This window comes from Kitasatospora sp. NPDC086791 (genome assembly GCF_040685975.1).
Lineage (GTDB): Bacteria > Actinomycetota > Actinomycetes > Streptomycetales > Streptomycetaceae > Kitasatospora.
The window spans coordinates 129,210-144,076 of record NZ_JBFBOC010000009.1; the positions used below are offsets into that span (position 1 = coordinate 129,210).

Annotated in this window: 15 protein-coding genes and 4 tRNA genes; 10 read left to right on the forward strand and 9 right to left on the reverse strand. The window is 72.3% G+C overall.

All coding sequences use genetic code 11. The features are described 5' to 3' along the window. The first annotated feature begins 312 nt into the window (after window positions 1-312). Complete coding sequence (gene bldC, locus AB0Q99_RS15580) at window positions 313-519, forward strand: developmental transcriptional regulator BldC (protein WP_014137253.1); 207 nt, start codon at window positions 313-315, stop codon at window positions 517-519. A gap of 370 nt (window positions 520-889) precedes the next feature. On the opposite strand, the gene AB0Q99_RS15585 is transcribed toward bldC, so the two are convergent. Beyond that, window positions 890-963: transfer RNA gene (locus AB0Q99_RS15585), tRNA-Asp, on the reverse strand. A 123-nt stretch (window positions 964-1,086) separates the two neighbouring features. Continuing rightward, a complete protein-coding gene (gene hrpA, locus AB0Q99_RS15590) occupies window positions 1,087-5,085 on the reverse strand; it encodes an ATP-dependent RNA helicase HrpA (RefSeq protein ID WP_363571915.1) in 3,999 nt (1,332 codons plus the stop codon). A gap of 141 nt (window positions 5,086-5,226) precedes the next feature. On the opposite strand from hrpA, the gene AB0Q99_RS15595 reads away from it, so the two are divergent. Further along, entirely contained in the window at window positions 5,227-5,745 is a 519-nt protein-coding gene (locus AB0Q99_RS15595; protein WP_363571917.1) for a SigE family RNA polymerase sigma factor, read from the forward strand. Continuing rightward, window positions 5,742-6,698 carry a hypothetical protein gene (locus AB0Q99_RS15600; RefSeq protein WP_363571919.1) on the forward strand — a complete coding sequence of 319 codons (957 nt, stop codon included), beginning with the start codon at window positions 5,742-5,744 and terminating at the stop codon, window positions 6,696-6,698. Before AB0Q99_RS15595 ends, AB0Q99_RS15600 begins: the two co-directional genes overlap by 4 nt. Before the next feature lie 76 nt (window positions 6,699-6,774). On the opposite strand, the gene AB0Q99_RS15605 is transcribed toward AB0Q99_RS15600, so the two are convergent. Continuing rightward, the gene (locus AB0Q99_RS15605; protein ID WP_363571921.1) at window positions 6,775-6,999 is read right to left on the reverse strand and encodes a hypothetical protein; all 225 of its coding nucleotides are present in this window, start codon (window positions 6,997-6,999) and stop codon (window positions 6,775-6,777) included. Between the two features lie 412 nt (window positions 7,000-7,411). Here AB0Q99_RS15605 and AB0Q99_RS15610 point away from each other — a divergent pair, with 412 nt between their 5' ends. After that, window positions 7,412-7,615: a cold-shock protein gene (locus AB0Q99_RS15610; RefSeq protein ID WP_045694210.1), complete on the forward strand. Its 204-nt coding sequence runs from the start codon at window positions 7,412-7,414 to the stop codon at window positions 7,613-7,615. A gap of 132 nt (window positions 7,616-7,747) precedes the next feature. Here the strand turns inward: AB0Q99_RS15610 and AB0Q99_RS15615 are convergent, their stop codons facing one another. The 6 genes from AB0Q99_RS15615 to AB0Q99_RS15640 form a co-directional block, all read right to left on the reverse strand. Next, window positions 7,748-8,140, reverse strand: coding sequence for a type II toxin-antitoxin system VapC family toxin (locus AB0Q99_RS15615; RefSeq protein WP_363571923.1), 393 nt, complete (start codon window positions 8,138-8,140; stop codon window positions 7,748-7,750). Continuing rightward, the gene (locus AB0Q99_RS15620) at window positions 8,137-8,322 is read right to left on the reverse strand and encodes a hypothetical protein (protein WP_363571925.1); all 186 of its coding nucleotides are present in this window, start codon (window positions 8,320-8,322) and stop codon (window positions 8,137-8,139) included. The genes AB0Q99_RS15615 and AB0Q99_RS15620 overlap by 4 nt, the downstream gene beginning before the upstream one ends. A 51-nt stretch (window positions 8,323-8,373) precedes the next feature. Next, a tRNA-Phe gene (locus AB0Q99_RS15625) sits at window positions 8,374-8,450 on the reverse strand. A gap of 27 nt (window positions 8,451-8,477) precedes the next feature. Beyond that, window positions 8,478-8,551, reverse strand: a tRNA-Asp gene (locus tag AB0Q99_RS15630). Between the two features lie 56 nt (window positions 8,552-8,607). Beyond that, window positions 8,608-8,680: transfer RNA gene (locus tag AB0Q99_RS15635), tRNA-Glu, on the reverse strand. Between the two features lie 130 nt (window positions 8,681-8,810). After that, on the reverse strand, window positions 8,811-9,152 hold the full coding sequence (locus tag AB0Q99_RS15640) for a metallopeptidase family protein (protein ID WP_363571927.1): 342 nt from the start codon (window positions 9,150-9,152) through the stop codon (window positions 8,811-8,813). 70 nt (window positions 9,153-9,222) lie between these two features. Here AB0Q99_RS15640 and crcB (AB0Q99_RS15645) point away from each other — a divergent pair, with 70 nt between their 5' ends. The 6 genes from crcB (AB0Q99_RS15645) to AB0Q99_RS15670 all read left to right on the forward strand — a co-directional run bounded on the left by crcB (AB0Q99_RS15645) (window position 9,223) and on the right by AB0Q99_RS15670 (window position 14,865). Continuing rightward, window positions 9,223-9,762, forward strand: a complete 540-nt coding sequence (gene crcB, locus AB0Q99_RS15645) for a fluoride efflux transporter CrcB (protein WP_363571929.1) — start codon at window positions 9,223-9,225, stop codon at window positions 9,760-9,762. Next, a complete protein-coding gene (locus AB0Q99_RS15650) occupies window positions 9,759-10,145 on the forward strand; it encodes a DUF190 domain-containing protein (protein ID WP_363571931.1) in 387 nt (128 codons plus the stop codon). Before crcB (AB0Q99_RS15645) ends, AB0Q99_RS15650 begins: the two co-directional genes overlap by 4 nt. Then, entirely contained in the window at window positions 10,142-10,516 is a 375-nt protein-coding gene (gene crcB / locus AB0Q99_RS15655; protein ID WP_363571933.1) for a fluoride efflux transporter CrcB, read from the forward strand. The genes AB0Q99_RS15650 and crcB (AB0Q99_RS15655) overlap by 4 nt, the downstream gene beginning before the upstream one ends. A 185-nt stretch (window positions 10,517-10,701) precedes the next feature. Then, window positions 10,702-11,355 carry a hypothetical protein gene (locus tag AB0Q99_RS15660; protein ID WP_363571935.1) on the forward strand — a complete coding sequence of 218 codons (654 nt, stop codon included), beginning with the start codon at window positions 10,702-10,704 and terminating at the stop codon, window positions 11,353-11,355. Window positions 11,356-11,550: 195 nt separating this feature from the next. Further along, window positions 11,551-13,815 carry a DEAD/DEAH box helicase gene (locus AB0Q99_RS15665; RefSeq protein ID WP_363571937.1) on the forward strand — a complete coding sequence of 755 codons (2,265 nt, stop codon included), beginning with the start codon at window positions 11,551-11,553 and terminating at the stop codon, window positions 13,813-13,815. Between the two features lie 207 nt (window positions 13,816-14,022). Then, on the forward strand, window positions 14,023-14,865 hold the full coding sequence (locus AB0Q99_RS15670) for a TIGR02452 family protein (protein WP_363571939.1): 843 nt from the start codon (window positions 14,023-14,025) through the stop codon (window positions 14,863-14,865). Window positions 14,866-14,867 lie beyond the last annotated feature (2 nt).

The following is a 14,867-nucleotide window of genomic DNA, read 5'->3' on the forward strand; positions in this document are numbered from 1 at the left end:
GGGTGGTTCTGGAGTCGATGCGTGCTTTGCGGGGAAACGGAGGGTCTGGTCCCTTCGTAACCGGACGTCATCACTGCGTGACTGTCCGTTATGGGGTGGTCCATCGCCATCCGTCGGCCTTGAACCCGTGAGGGGTCAATTTTGGCGGTTTGGTCGATAGGGCTGGACGGATGGTGTAGTTGTAGACACCAGGACAAGCCGTTCGTCCTATAACCGACTCGGCCCGTCTATGCCATTTCGGGCATCGCGGGCCAAGGTGCAGAATTTGAAGGATAGAACCGCCCTGGTTCGGTTCTCCCGAGGAGGCCGCTCATGACCGCTCGTACCCCTGATGCTGAGCCGCTGCTGACGCCGGCAGAGGTTGCCACCATGTTCCGCGTGGACCCGAAGACGGTCACCCGTTGGGCCAAGGCGGGCAAGCTGACGTCGATTCGCACGCTCGGCGGTCACCGCCGTTACCGCGAGGCGGAGGTGCGCGCTCTGCTGGCCGGGATTCCGGCTCAGCGCACTGAGGCCTGATAGGCCGAAGGCTCTTTAAAGGGGCCGCTTACCGGACTCCGCCGGGTCCGGTAAGCGGCCCCTTTGTCGTACCCGGTCGCCGTCCCGGGTTCCGGGCTTCCGGTACCGGCCGGCCGGTTGGAATGCCGAACTCCGGATAACGGTGTGAGGCGTGTGGGGTGGGGGGGATTTACAGTGAATAACTGTACAATTTTACATATTAAATTAGTGGGGTTCGGGTAGGCCCGTCTCGGGGTCGACTTTCGGGGAAGATGGGTGACGACCGTCACGCGGACCTTCGCTTGCGGTCCGGGCCCGGTCGGGGTAGTGAACCGGACGACCAAAAGCGAGAGGCCCGGAACCTGACGGTTCCGGGCCTCTCGCGCTGCGGCGATCCCGACGGGACTTGAACCCGCGACCTCCACCTTGACAGGGTGGCGAGCTAACCAACTGCTCCACGGGACCAGAGTTCTCTGATCTCGTTCACTCGCTTGCCGCGCTGCGAACAAGACAGACTGTAGCCCATGGTGGGCCCCCAGGTCGAACTGACTCCTGAGGGCCCACCCGCAGCTCACGGCACCCGCCGGGTCAGAGGGACGTCCGGGCCGCCTCCATCGCCTTCATGATCCGCTTCTCCGAGACCGGGCTCGGCGTGCCCAGCGACTGGGCGAAGAAGCTGACCCGCAGCTCCTCGATCATCCAGCGGATCGCCCGCACCTCCTCGGACGGCTGCCGCCCGGCCGGCACCGCCGCCAGCAGCTCCCCGTACGCCTGCTGGACCTGCTGGACCTTCAGCAGCTGCTGGGCGTCCCGCTGCGGGTGGTTCGGCAGCGCCTCCAGGCGGCGGTCCACCGCCAGCAGGTAGCGCTTGAGGTCCGGCAGCCGCTGCCAGCCGGTGGCCGTCACGAAGCCCGGGTGCACCAGCGAGGCCAGGTGCAGCCGGACGTCGTTCACCGCGTTCAGCAGCACCGGGCTGCTCACCGACTTCAGCCGGGTCGAGGCCTTGTGGAAGGCGATCAGCGCGGTGGCCGTCTTCAGGGTGGTGTCCGCGGACAGGTCGTACAGGTCCGCGCGCACCTTGTCGTGCAGCTTGCCGAAGGCCGCCGCGTCCCAGGCCGGACCGCCGGCCAGGGCCATCAGCCGGTCCGTCGCGGCGGACACGACGTCCTCGAAGAGGGCGCCGATCGAGCCGTGCGGGCTGTGCGAGAGCGCCAGCTTCGCCTGGTTGCCCAGCCGGCCCTGGATCGACTTGGCCGGGGAGGTGGTGGTCAGCATCAGCAGGCGCCGGGTGCCCTCCCACATCGCCCGGGTCTGGGCCTCCGGGGTGTCGAACAGCCTGATGCCGACCGCGCCGCCCTCGTCCACCAGGGCCGGGTAGGCGCGCAGCGCGTGGCCGCGCGAGCGCTGCTCGAAGGTGCGCTGCAGGACCGGCAGGGACTCCGGCCAGGCCGTCAGCCCGCCCTGCTCGATGCCCTGGCCCGAGGCGGCCGAGGACAGCGTCTCCTTGAGCTTCGGCTTGAGCCTCAGCCGCAGCTCCTCCAGGTCCTTGGACTCGGCGAGCTTGCGGCGCCCGTCCACCACCCGGAAGGTCACCCTGAGGTGGTCCGGCACCCGCTCGTCGTCCCAGGCCTCCGGCGGCACGGTGACGGCCGTCAGCCGCTTCAGGGCGTGCTCCAGGGACGGGAGCAACGGCTCCTGTCGGTCCTTCACCGCGCGCAGCGCCGCCCGGGCGAAGTCCGGCGCCGGGACGAAGTTGCGCCGGATCGCCTTCGGCAGCGACTTGATGTAGGCGGTGACCAGTTCCTCCCGCAGCCCGGGGATCTGCCAGTCGAAGCCCTCCGCGGTGACCTGGTTGAGCACCGGCAGCGGGATGTGCACGGTCACGCCGTCCGCGTCGCTGCCCGGCTCGAACTGGTAGGTCAGCTTGAAGCGCAGCTTGCCCTGCTGCCAGTGGTCCGGGTAGTCGGCCTCGGTGACGCCGCCGGCGGCGTCGTTGATCAGCATCGACTTCTCGAAGTTCAGCAGGTCCGGCTGCTCGTGCCGGGCCTTCTTCCACCAGGAGTCGAAGTGCCGGGTGGAGACGATCTCGTCGGGCAGCCGGCTGTCGTAGAAGTCGAACAGGGTCTGGTCGTCCACCAGGATGTCCCGGCGGCGGGCCCGGTTCTCCAGCTCCTCGACCTCGCCGAGCAGCTTGCGGTTCTCCGCGAAGAACCGGTGGTGGGTCTCCCAGTCGCCCTCGACCAGCGCGTTGCGGATGAACAGCTCTCGGCAGAGCTCCTGGTCGATCTTCCCGTAGTTGACCTTGCGCTGGGCGACGACCGGCATCCCGTAGAGGGTGACCTTCTCGTACGCCAGCACCGCGCCGGCCTTCTTCTCCCAGTGCGGCTCGCTGTAGCTGCGCTTGATCAGGTGGCCGGCCAGCGGCTCGACCCACTCCGGCTCGATCTTGGCGTTGATCCGGGCCCAGAGCCGCGAGGTCTCCACCAGCTCGGCCGACATCACCCAGCGCGGTGGCTTCTTGAACAGTCCGGAGCCCGGGAAGACCGCGAACCGGGCGCCGCGCGCGCCGCCGTACTCGCGCTTCTCCGGGTCGAACAGGCCGATGTGGGAGAGCAGTCCTGCCAGCAGGGACTGGTGGATCCGGTCGGCGTCCGGCTCCGCTTCGGGACCGTCGGTCCGGATGCGATCGTCCTCGATCGTCACGCCCAACTGCTTCGCCACGGTGCGCAGCTGGGTGTAGATGTCCTGCCACTCCCGTATCCGGAGGTAGTTGAGGAACTCCGCCTTGCACATCCGGCGGAAGGCCGAGGAGGAGAGCTCCTTCTGCTGCTCCCGGACGTAGCGCCACATCGCCAGGTAGGAGAGGAAGTCGGAGGTCTCCGAGGTGAACCGGCGGTGCCGGTCGTCGGCGGCCTGGCGCTTCTCGGCGGGGCGCTCGCGCGGGTCCTGGATGGAGAGCGCGGCGGCGATCACCATGACGTCGCGGACGCAGCCGTTGCGGTCCGCCTCCAGCACCATCCGGGCCATCCGCGGGTCCACCGGGAGCTGGGCGAGCTTGCGGCCGAGCTGGGTGAGGCGCTTGCGCGGGTCCTTCTCGTCCGGGTCCAGCGCGCCCAGCTCGTGCAGCAGGTGCACGCCGTCCTTGATGTTGCGCGAGTCCGGCGGGTCCAGGAACGGGAAGGCGGCGATGTCGCCGAGGCCGGCCGCGGTCATCTGCAGGATCACCGAGGCCAGGTTGGTCCGCAGGATCTCGGCGTCGGTGAACTCGGGGCGGGAGAGGAAGTCCTCCTCCGAGTACAGCCGGATGCAGATGCCGTCCGAGGTGCGGCCGCAGCGGCCCTTGCGCTGGTTGGCGCTGGCCTGGCTGACCGCCTCGATCGGCAGCCGCTGCACCTTGGTGCGGTGGCTGTAGCGGGAGATCCGGGCGGTGCCCGGGTCGATCACGTACTTGATGCCGGGGACGGTGAGCGAGGTCTCGGCCACGTTGGTGGCCAGGACGATCCGGCGGCTGCCGGAGCGCTGGAAGACCCGGTGCTGCTCGGCCGAGCTGAGCCGTGCGTACAGCGGCAGGACCTCGGTGTTCCGCAGCTTGAGCCGGTTGAGGGCGTCGGCGGTGTCGCGGATCTCGCGCTCGCCGGAGAGGAAGACCAGGATGTCGCCCGGGCCCTCGGCCTGCAGCTCCTGGGCGGCCTCGCAGATCGCCTGGACCTGGTCCCGGTCGCGGTCGACCTCGTCCCCGTCGTCCTCGGCGTCGTCGTCCACGACGGGGCGGTAGCGGACCTCCACCGGGTACGTCCGGCCGGAGACCTCGACGATCGGGGCGTCGTCGAAGTGCCGGGCGAAGCGCTCCGGGTCGATGGTCGCGGAGGTGATCACGACCTTGAGGTCGGGACGGCGGGGGAGCAACTGCTTGACGTAGCCGAGGATGAAGTCGATGTTGAGGCTGCGCTCGTGCGCCTCGTCGATGATCAGGGTGTCGTACTGGAGCAGCTCGCGGTCGGTCTGGATCTCCGCGAGCAGGATGCCGTCCGTCATCAGCTTGACCAGGGTGTCCTGGCCGACCTGGTCGGTGAACCGGACCTTCCAGCCGACCGCCTCGCCCAGCGGGCTGTCCAGCTCCTCCGCGACCCGCTCGGCCACCGTGCGGGCGGCGATCCGGCGCGGCTGGGTGTGGCCGACCAGACCGCGCACGCCGCGGCCGAGCTCCAGACAGATCTTCGGGATCTGGGTGGTCTTGCCGGAGCCGGTCTCGCCCGCGACGATCACCACCTGGTGGTCCCGGATCGCCGCCAGGATCTCGTCCTTCTTCTGGCTGACCGGCAGCTCGGCCGGATACGTGATCGGCGGGACGGCGCCCCGGCGCTGCTCGACCAGCAGTTCGGCGCGGTCGATGTCGGCGGCGATCTCGGCGGCGATCTTCTGCCGGGCCTCCGGCTTGCGGACCCGGCGGGCCCCCTCCAGCCGGCGCCCGATCCGCACCTGGTCGCGCAGGGTCAGCTCGGGCAGGCGGGCGGCCAGCTCACCGATTCCGGGACCCTCGGCGGGCGCGGGGGCGGACTGGACTGCGGGAGAACTCACTGCGGGCATCCCTCTAGGTTCGCAAGGAGGTACGGCGGAGCGCACCTCGGTTTTCGAGCCCCTCCAGTGTCACAGCCGCCGGCCGCGAATCGCGAACGGCGGGCAACGGTCCGCGGCCGTCGCGGGCTCCAGGGGGTTGAGGAGGTGCTCATGGGAGCCCAGAAGACCGCGCGGGACGAGGAGTTCCGGGCGTTCGTCGGCAGCGCGTGGACGCGGCTGTTCAGGACGGCGTACCTGCTCGCGGGGGACCGGCACGGCGCCGAGGACCTGGTCCAGCAGGCCCTGGAACGGGCGTACGTCGCCTGGGGCAGGGTGCGCGCGGCGGACGACCCGCCCGCGTACGTCCGCCGGATCCTGATCAACGAGCACGCCCGGCGGTTCCGGCGCAGACCGGCCGAGCACCTGGTGCACGACGTCCCGGAGCGGGCCGCGCCGGCCGGGGTCGACCCGGACGACCGGGCCGTGCTGCTCGCCGCGCTCGACGGCCTGCCGCCGCGCCAGCGTCAGGCGGTCGTCCTGCGCTACTGGGAGGACCTCACCGAGACCCAGACCGCCGCGGCGATGGGCTGCTCGGTCGGGACGGTGAAGAGCCAGGCGGCCAGGGGCCTGGCCAAGCTCCGGGCGGCCTCCTCACACAACGGACTGACCAGCATCGGAGGCGGAAGATGAGCAAGGAGTCCACGGACGTGGGCCCGGCCGGGGCTGCGGGGGGTGCCGGGGAGGACGAGGTGGCGGTCTCGTGGGCCCTCGGCGAACTGGCCGGCGGCGTCGACACCGGCACGGTCCCGTACGACCGGCTGGTCACCGGGGGGCGGCGGCGCCTGCGGCGGCGACGGCTGCTGACGGCCGGGACGGCGGTGGTGCTGGCCGCGGCGGTGGTCGGCGGCGGGGCGCTGCTCGGTGAGCGCGGGCGGCAGGCGGTCTCGTCGGTGGCGGCGGCCTCGGCCTCGGTGTCCGCGTCCGGGGCGGTGTCCGCGTCCGGTTCGGCTCCGTCGTCCGCGGGGGCCACCCCGACCGCGCGGGTGCGGGACCCGTTCACCCCGGTCCGGGTGAAGGTCGGCGAGGGCACCGTGAACGGCCGCAGGTGGCAGGCCTGGGCCGCGCTGTGGCCGGCCGCGCCCACCAAGGAGGACGCCTACCGGCAGGAGGAACTGCGCTGGGAGGACCGGCACGCCGCCATCCCGCAGCTGCCGAAGATGACGGACGGTGAGGTCGACCGCCAGTGGCGGGCCGACCTGGACGCGGTGAACCTCTACCTCACCCTGGACGGCACCCGGCAGGTGGACGACACCGTGCACCAGACCGTGGTCCCCGGGGGACCGGGCAGCGGGTCGCTCCCCGGCTCCTCCTTCTCCGGCGGCGGGACGGTGCTCGGCCTCAAGGGCGCGGAGGCGGGCGGTTCGCCGGTGCTGATCGCCGGGGTCAAGCCGGAGGTCGCCAAGGTCGTGGTCACCTGGGAGACCGGCGGCTCCACCGAGGCCGTGCCGGTCACGGTCGGGGACTCCCCGACCCGCTGGTTCGCCGTCGCGAAGAAGCCGGGCTCGGACGCCAGGACCTTGACCCTCTACGCCGCGGACGGCTCGGTGCTCGGCACCGACACCACCTGGTTCCGCAGCTCCTGAGCCGGCTGCTCCCGAGCCGAGTGTTCCTGAGTCGACTCTTCCTGAGCCGCCCGCTCCTGAGCCGTCCCGCCGGGAGTCAGAGTCGGAAGAGCTTGGCGAAGGGCGCGGGGATCCGCACCGTCCGTGAGCCGAAGTCGACGAGCACGGCCGAATCGCCTTCGACGCCGATGGCGCGGCCGAGGCCGTACTCGTCGTGCGTCACCCGGTCTCCGACGGCGAATTGCTTGGGCGGCGGCGGGGCCGGCGCCTGACGGAAGGGGCTGGTGGGCAGGTGGCGCCGGGGCGCGGCTGGATTCGTCATTCCGGCCAGTATGCGCCCGATTTCGACGGAGTGGGCGGCTCCGGTCCCGGATATTTTCCGATCTCCACTCTCCACCGGCGGGTCTGCGGGCCACCGCGGGTGCGTGGGCGGGCGCGTGGGCAGGCGCGCACCCCGGCGCGAGCGGGCGATTCGGGGCGCGGGGAGGGCCCGGTGTCGTCCCCGGTCGGGGACACCTCGGCGAACTGGCCGGAGAGAGCTTCCCCGTTGTGGTTCGGACCCTGCTACAGTCGTGGTAGTTGCAGTTGTGGTTCCCATGAACTTTGTGTGCGCCTGCCGTTTGCGATCGCAGGCGCATTTTGTTACCCGGCCATTCCCCGGGTGGGTCATCATCGCGGCGACGCGGAACTCACGACCTGTGAGTTTCGGACGTCCCATTCGAAGGATATTTTTTATGGCTAACGGCACTGTGAAGTGGTTCAACTCGGAAAAGGGCTTCGGCTTCATCGAGCAGGAGGGTGGCGGTCCGGACGTGTTCGCCCACTACTCGAACATCAACGCCAACGGCTTCCGTGAGCTGCTCGAGGGCCAGAAGGTCGAGTTCGACGTCACGCAGGGCCAGAAGGGCCCGCAGGCGGAGAACATTCGCCCGCTGTAGTACTTCCCGCTGCACGGCACCTGCCGGACAGCCCGGGCCCGCACCGCGCGCACGCGCACGGTGCGGGCCCTTCGGCGTTCCACGGCCGGCGATCCGGGGGCGGAGCCCGGCGGACCGCCGCCGTCCGCACCGTCAGTTGATCACTTCGATGACGCACCGTGCCCCGGAACCTCGCTGCAGCTTGGCGTCGCCGGTGACCAGGGGCACGCCCAGATGTTCGGCGAGGGCCACATACGCGGCGTCATACGCGGTGAACTTGCCGCGGAGCTCCCAGATCCGCGACAGGAGCTCCGTGTGCTGGGCTCGCTGAATCGGCAGCGAGGGCAACAGCCGGAGGGCGCGATCCGCGTCGGCGAACTCGATCTTCCGGCCGAGCAGCAGTCCTCGGACGGCACTCGTGGCCTCGATGTCGATCAGGGCCGGGGCGGCGAGGCGTTCTCCGGAAATCCGGCTCGCGCGGGCCTTCCCGACGGGACCCCGATCAACCAGCGCTGCCACGAGCACCGAGTTGTCGACGACGATCACTCGGCCCGGCCCTCCCGCTGTGCGGCGAGGATGTCGGCCATCGAGACGCCACTCGACAGGTTCGCGCGGGCGGTGGTCAACACCTCCTCGACGGTGGGCTGCGCAGCCTCCTCTTCGAGTCGCAGCGTGCGCAGTGAGGGACGAGGGTGACCGCCAGCCGTCGTACGGGCGTCAGAAGACACGAAAATGCCCCCGAAGCGCATTGCTTCGAGGGCATCGTGCCTGGTCAAGGCTGGTGGCCAGGGCCGGGGTCGAACCGGCGACCTTCCGCTTTTCAGGCGGACGCTCGTACCAACTGAGCTACCTGGCCGTACTGCACCGTCTCTTGCGAGACGAGCGATCCCGACGGGACTTGAACCCGCGACCTCCACCTTGACAGGGTGGCGAGCTAACCAACTGCTCCACGGGACCTTGTGGTGGCGAACCACCAAGGTCTTGCGTCACTGCACTTTACTACGGTTACTGCGTGCCCCCAACGGGATTCGAACCCGTGCTACCGCCTTGAAAGGGCGGCGTCCTGGGCCACTAGACGATGAGGGCTTGCGGCCTGTCCCGCTGTTTCCAGCGTTCGGGGACGTCGAGAAGCATATGGGATGTCGGGCGGATCGCCAAAACGGGTTTCGGCCGGGTGGGCGGGCCGGGGTCGGCGCCGGGACTCCGGGGTGGGGGGTCAGGACCAGCCGAGCTCGTCCAGCTCGTGGTCGTCGAAGCCGAAGTGGTGGGCGACCTCGTGGATCACGGTGGTGCGCACCTCCTCGACGACCTGCTCGCGGGTCTCGCAGTGGCGGAGGGTGGGGCCACGGTAGATCAGGATCCGGTCGGGCAGGACGCCCGCGTACCACTCGCCGCGTTCGGTGAGCGGGGTGCCCTCGTAGAGGCCGAGGAGTTCGGGGTCGCCGGGGTCGGGCTCGTCCTCGACGAAGATCGCGACGTTGTCCATCATGGCCGCGAGCTGCGGGGGGATCTGGTCGAGCGCGTCGCCGACCAGCGTCTCGAACTCTTCCCGGGTCATCTCCACCGGATCATTGTCGGGTCTGGGATGACGGTGTGCCAGGTGGCGGAAGCCGGTGTTTGATGGGGCTATGACGACCTCGGAGGGCGCGGTGGACGACCCGGTGGACGGCCTGGTGGACGGCCCGCCGCGGACGCCGCCGCCGGTCGCGGCGCGGGTCCGGAGCCGGCCGCCGGTGCTGCGCGGGCAGGGGCCGGCCGTGGCGGTGGTCGCGGTCGGCGGGGCGATCGGGGCAGTGGCCCGGTACGCGGCCGGGCTCGGCTGGCAGACCGGGCCGACGGCCTTCCCGTGGACGACGCTGCTGGTCAACGTGGTCGGCTGCGCGGTGATCGGGGTGTTCCTGGTGGTGATCACCGAGGGGCGCCAGGCGCATCCGCTGGTGCGGCCGTTCTTCGGCACCGGGGTGCTGGGCGGGTTCACCACCTTCTCGACGTACGCCGTGGACGTCCGGCGGCTGCTGGAGCAGGGGCGGCTCGGGCCCGGGCTGGCGTACCTGGGGCTGACGCTGCTGGGCGCGCTGGTCGCGGTGTGGGCGGCGGCCGGGCTGACCCGGCGTCTGATCCACCGGGCGGTCCGGCGCGGCGCCGCGACCGGCGGGGGCGGGCGGTGACCCGGCTCGGCGGGCCGGCGTTGCGGCTGACGGTGCTGGTCGGCGAGAGCGACCGGTGGCACCACCGCCCGCTGTACAGCGAGATCGTGCACCGGGCGCGGGCGGCCGGGCTGGCCGGGGCGAGCGTGTTCCGGGGCATCGAGGGGTTCGGGGCGTCGTCGCTGGTGCACACCACGCGGCTGCTGTCGCTGAGCGAGGACCTGCCGGTGGCGGTGGTGGTCGTGGACGAGGAGGAGCGGGTGCGGGCGTTCCTGCCGCAGTTGGACGGGCTGGTGGCGGAGGGTCTGGTGCTGCTGGACCGGTGCGAGGTGGTGACCTACACCGGGCGCGGCCCGGCTGGGGGCCCCGGCGGGGCTGTGGGCGGGGGAGAGTCGGCGGAGTGAACTGGCTGCTGGTGGTGGCGGGCGCGGTGGTCGGCGCTCCGCTGCGGTACCTGACCGACCGGGCGGTGCAGTCCCGGCACGACTCGGTGTTCCCGTGGGGGACGTTCACGGTGAACGTGGTCGGCTGCCTGGTCCTCGGGACGGTGACCGGCGCGGTGGCGGCGGGTGCGGCGTCCTCGCAGGTCCAGCTGGCGCTGGGGACGGGGCTGTGCGGCGCGCTGACCACGTACTCGACCTTCTCGTACGAGACGCTGCGGCTGGCCGAGACCGGCGCCGGGCGGTACGCGCTGGCGAACGCGGCCGGCAGCGTGGCGGCCGGGCTGGCCGCGGTGTACGCCGGGGCGGAGCTGGCCGCGGCGCTCTGGGGCTGAGCCGGCGCCCCGGCGGCGGCGCCGGGGTCGAACTGCCGTCCTGCCCGTGTCCCGCCGGGCCGGGCGCGCGTTGGGCACCGAAAGCGGCCGCGCGCGAGTGGGCGGCCCGGGTGGGGCGGTAGAGAGGGACCTCGGTGGCTTCGGTGCGGGCAGTGCGGGCAGTGCGGACGGTTCGGACGGTTCGGGTGCGGAGCGCGGCGGCCCTGCGCTCGCGCGCGGTACGGGCGGCGGCGGTGCTGACGGTGGCCGGGCTGGGGTTGACCGGGTGCATGTCGGTCGGTCCGGCGGCCGAGGAGACGCACGGCGGCGTGGCGCCGGTCGGGCAGGCCGGTCCGGCGGTCCGGCCGGGCGCGACGGCCGGGCCGTCGGCCTCGCCGGGGGCCGGGCACCCGGGCGGCGCGTCGGGGCACCCGGAGCGGCCCGGCGGCCTGCCGGCGGAGAACGCGCCGGGCGGGGCCACGGCGTCGGCGCCGGGCGAGGCGGCGCCCGGTGCGGGCGGCACGGTGACCGGTGTGGTCCCGGTGCCGGCGCCGGGGGCCCCCGACGGTGCGCCGGGCAGCGGTCAGGCGGGCGGCGGGAACACCAGCCCGGCGCCGCACCCGGGCGGCGGCGCGTCGACCGGCTCCGGCGGCGCGACGGGCTCCGGCGGGGCGGGCGGCACCGGTGACGGCCGTTCCGGCGGTGCGGCGGGCACCCCGTCGGCCACCCCGAGCAACCGCCCGTCGAGCACCCCGGAGCCGGAGCACAGTTCGCCCGCCACCACCGTCCCGCCGCTCCCGGAGCCGTCCGCGGGGAGCTCCGGTTCCTCGGCGCCGAGCCCCCGCGCGGTCGGCCACTAGCGGGCTGGCCTGGGCATTTGCCTTCGATCCCAGGGTTCCTCTATGGTGGTAGATCGTTCGTTTGATTCATTTGACTGGCGCCCTATTCCCATCTGGCGCCCTTGGCGCGTTCCGGCGATCCGTGGCTGACCGCATAGAGGCGGTTGTGAAACAGAACCCCGGACTTTGGCGCGTGCCACTTCCGGAAGGTTTTGCATGTCTCTCGTTGACGACGCCCGCTTCGCCATGCCCGCGAACGAGGCTGCCGCCGATGTCACCGACACCATCGACACCATCGACACCGCCGCGGACGAGGTGATCGCCGAGGCCGTGGAGGCCACCGAGGAGGCGGCCGCCGAGCCGACCGTCACCTTCGGCGACCTGGGCCTGCCGGACGAGGTCGTCCGCGCCCTCGCCAAGCGCGGCGTCACCACCCCGTTCCCGATCCAGGCCGCGACGATCCCGGACGCCCTGGCCGGCAAGGACGTGCTGGGCCGCGGCCGCACCGGCTCCGGCAAGACCCTCAGCTTCGGCCTGCCGCTGCTGACCCGCCTCGCCGACGGCGAGCGCACCAAGCCCAAGCACCCGCGCGGCCTGATCCTCGTCCCGACCCGCGAGCTGGCCATGCAGGTCGCCGACGCCCTGGAGCCGTTCGGCTCGGTCCTCGGCCTCAAGCTCAAGGTCGTCTGCGGCGGCACCTCGATGTCGAACCAGATCTACGCGCTGGAGCGCGGCGTCGACATCCTGGTCGCCACTCCCGGCCGACTGCGCGACCTGCTGAACCGCGGCAGCGCCAAGCTCGCCGACGTCCAGACCGTCGTGCTCGACGAGGCCGACCAGATGGCCGACATGGGCTTCCTGCCCGAGGTCACCGAGATCCTCGACCAGGTCCCGGACGGCGGCCAGCGCCTGCTGTTCTCCGCCACCCTGGAGAACGAGATCGACACCCTGGTCAAGCGCTACCTGAAGAACCCGGTCACCCACGAGGTCGACCCGTCGGCCGGCGCGGTCACCACCATGACCCACCACATCCTCGTGGTGAAGCCCAAGGACAAGGCGCCGATCACCAACGCGATCGCCGCCCGCAAGGGCCGCACGATCATCTTCGTCCGCACCCAGATGGGCGCCGACCGCGTCGCCGAGCAGCTCATCGAGGCCGGCGTGAAGGCCGACGCGCTGCACGGCGGGATGACCCAGGGCGCCCGTACCCGCGTCCTCGGCGACTTCAAGGACGGCTACGTCAACGTCGTCGTCGCGACCGACGTCGCCGCCCGTGGCATCCACGTCGACGGCATCGACCTGGTCCTGAACGTGGACCCGGCCGGTGACCACAAGGACTACCTGCACCGCTCCGGCCGCACCGCGCGGGCCGGCCGCTCCGGCGCCGTCGTCACCCTGGTGCTGCCGCACCAGCGCCGCGGCGTGTTCCGCCTGATGGAGGACGCGGGCGTGGACGCCTCGCGCCACATCCTCGACCACGCCTTCGACGCCGAGGTCGCCAAGATCACCGGCGCCCGCTCGCTGATCGAGGTCCAGGCCGAGAGCGCGGCCGGCATCGCCGGTGCCGCCGAGCGCGAGCTCGCCGACATGACCCGCCAGCTGGAGCGCGCGCAGCGCCGCGCCACCGAGCTGCGCGAGGAGGCCGACCGTCTGGCCGCCCGTGCCGCGCGCGAGCGGGCCGAGCTGGGCATCGTGGACGAGGAGCCGGCCGCCGAGGAGACCGGCGAGTCGGTCGCGGCCGAGGCCGCTCCGGCTGCTGCCGAGGCCCCCGCCGCCGCGCCGCAGGCCGAGGAGCGCGCCCCGTCGTACCGCGAGGCGCGCACCGAGCGTCCGGCCTTCGGCCGTGACCGCGACCGCGACCGGGACCGTGACGACCGCCGCTCCGGTGGCTTCGGCCGGGACTGCGACCGGGACGGCGGCCGGGACCGTGACGACCGTCGTTCGGGCGGCTTCGCCGGCCGTGACCGGGACGACCGTCGCTCCGGTGGCTTCGACCGTGACCGTGGTGGCGACCGCGGTGGCTTCAACCGTGACCGTGGCGGCTTCGCCGGCCGTGACCGGGACGACCGTCGCTCGGGCGGTTTCGACCGTGACCGTGGTGGCGACCGCGGTGGCTTCAACCGTGACCGTGGCGGCTTCGCCGGCCGTGACCGGGACGACCGTCGCTCCGGTGGCTTCGACCGTGACCGTGGTGGCGACCGCGGTGGCTTCAACCGCGACCGCGACGACCGCGGCGGCCGTTCCTTCGGTGACCGTCCGGCCCGCTCCTTCGGCGACCGTCCGTCCTTCGGCCGGGACCGCGACGAGCGCGGCGGCAGCAGCCGTCCGTTCTCGCGCCGCGACGACCACCGCTCCGGCGGCCGTCCGCAGGCCGACCGCGGTGGCTTCAACCGCAACGGTGGCGGCTTCGACCGTGACCGCGGCGGCGACCGCGCCGGCGGCTTCAACCGCGACGACCGCAAGCCGCGCTGGAAGAACTGACGCCGTAGGGCGGTAGTCGACCGCCCACCCGGCCGAACGTGAACGTACGAAGGGCCCGCTCCCCCGGAGCGGGCCCTTCGCGTTTCCCCGCTACCCCCCGTTTTCCCCCCGGTACCCCCGGCACCTCGTCGTGCCTCCCGAGGTGTTGTTCTGGAAGTGAGAATAACCTGTGGCGCGCGGCCGCGATAGTGCCGTAGCGTCCGGGGCATGAGCAGCAGACTGCACGACGTGGCGCGGGTGAACGAGGAGATCGCCGGGCGGGGGAGCTACCGGACGGCCGGGGGCGAACTCGTCGAGGTGGGCGAGCAGTTGACGGCGGCGCGGGCCGGCACGGTGTCGTACGCGCCGCAGGCGCTGGAGGCGCTGGTGGCGGCGGGCGCGCCCGGGCCCGGGCCGCGCGGGAGCGTCGAGGTGACGGCCGAGGGGAGCATCGAGGCCGCCGGGCGGCTGGTCCGGGCCGGAGCCGGTCAGGTCGGGGTGCTGAACTTCGCCTCCGCGCGCAACCCCGGTGGCGGGTACCTGCGCGGCGCCCGTGCCCAGGAGGAGGACGTCTGCCGCAGCGCGCTGCTGTACAGCTGCCTGCTGGAGGCGCCGGACTACTACGAGGCGCACCGGGCCTCCGACGACCTCCGGTACAGCCACCGGGTGATCGTCTCGCCCGGCGTGCCGGTGATCCGGGACGGGCGCGGCGAGCTGAGCGCGCAGCCGTACCCGGTCACCTTCCTGACCTCGCCCGCGCCCAACGCCGGCCAGCTGGAACGGCGTTCGGCCGGGACGGACGTCCGGGGCGTGCTCGCCGAGCGGGCCCTGCGGGTGCTCGCGGCGGCGGCCCGGCACGAGGTGCGTGCGCTGGTGCTCGGTGCCTGGGGCTGCGGGGTGTTCGGCAACGATCCGGCGCAGGTCGCCGAGGCCTTCGAGGGCGCGCTGGCGCGGTACGGGGCGGCCTTCGACCGGGTGGTGTTCGCGGTCTGGGACCGTACGCCGGTCTCGCCGAACCGGGCCGCGTTCGAGGCCCGGTTCGGCGCGGAGAGCCGGCCGTCGCGGCCGTAGCG

Coding starts and splice junctions, on each gene's coding strand:
- bldC (WP_014137253.1), top strand. CDS start 313: ATGACCGCTCGTACCCCTGATGCTGAGCCGCTGCTGACGCCGGCAGAG.
- hrpA (WP_363571915.1), bottom strand. CDS start 5,085: ATGCCCGCAGTGAGTTCTCCCGCAGTCCAGTCCGCCCCCGCGCCCGCC.
- AB0Q99_RS15595 (WP_363571917.1), top strand. CDS start 5,227: ATGGGAGCCCAGAAGACCGCGCGGGACGAGGAGTTCCGGGCGTTCGTC.
- AB0Q99_RS15600 (WP_363571919.1), top strand. CDS start 5,742: ATGAGCAAGGAGTCCACGGACGTGGGCCCGGCCGGGGCTGCGGGGGGT.
- AB0Q99_RS15605 (WP_363571921.1), bottom strand. CDS start 6,999: ATGACGAATCCAGCCGCGCCCCGGCGCCACCTGCCCACCAGCCCCTTC.
- AB0Q99_RS15610 (WP_045694210.1), top strand. CDS start 7,412: ATGGCTAACGGCACTGTGAAGTGGTTCAACTCGGAAAAGGGCTTCGGC.
- AB0Q99_RS15640 (WP_363571927.1), bottom strand. CDS start 9,152: ATGACCCGGGAAGAGTTCGAGACGCTGGTCGGCGACGCGCTCGACCAG.
- crcB (WP_363571929.1), top strand. CDS start 9,223: ATGACGACCTCGGAGGGCGCGGTGGACGACCCGGTGGACGGCCTGGTG.
- AB0Q99_RS15665 (WP_363571937.1), top strand. CDS start 11,551: ATGTCTCTCGTTGACGACGCCCGCTTCGCCATGCCCGCGAACGAGGCT.
- AB0Q99_RS15670 (WP_363571939.1), top strand. CDS start 14,023: ATGAGCAGCAGACTGCACGACGTGGCGCGGGTGAACGAGGAGATCGCC.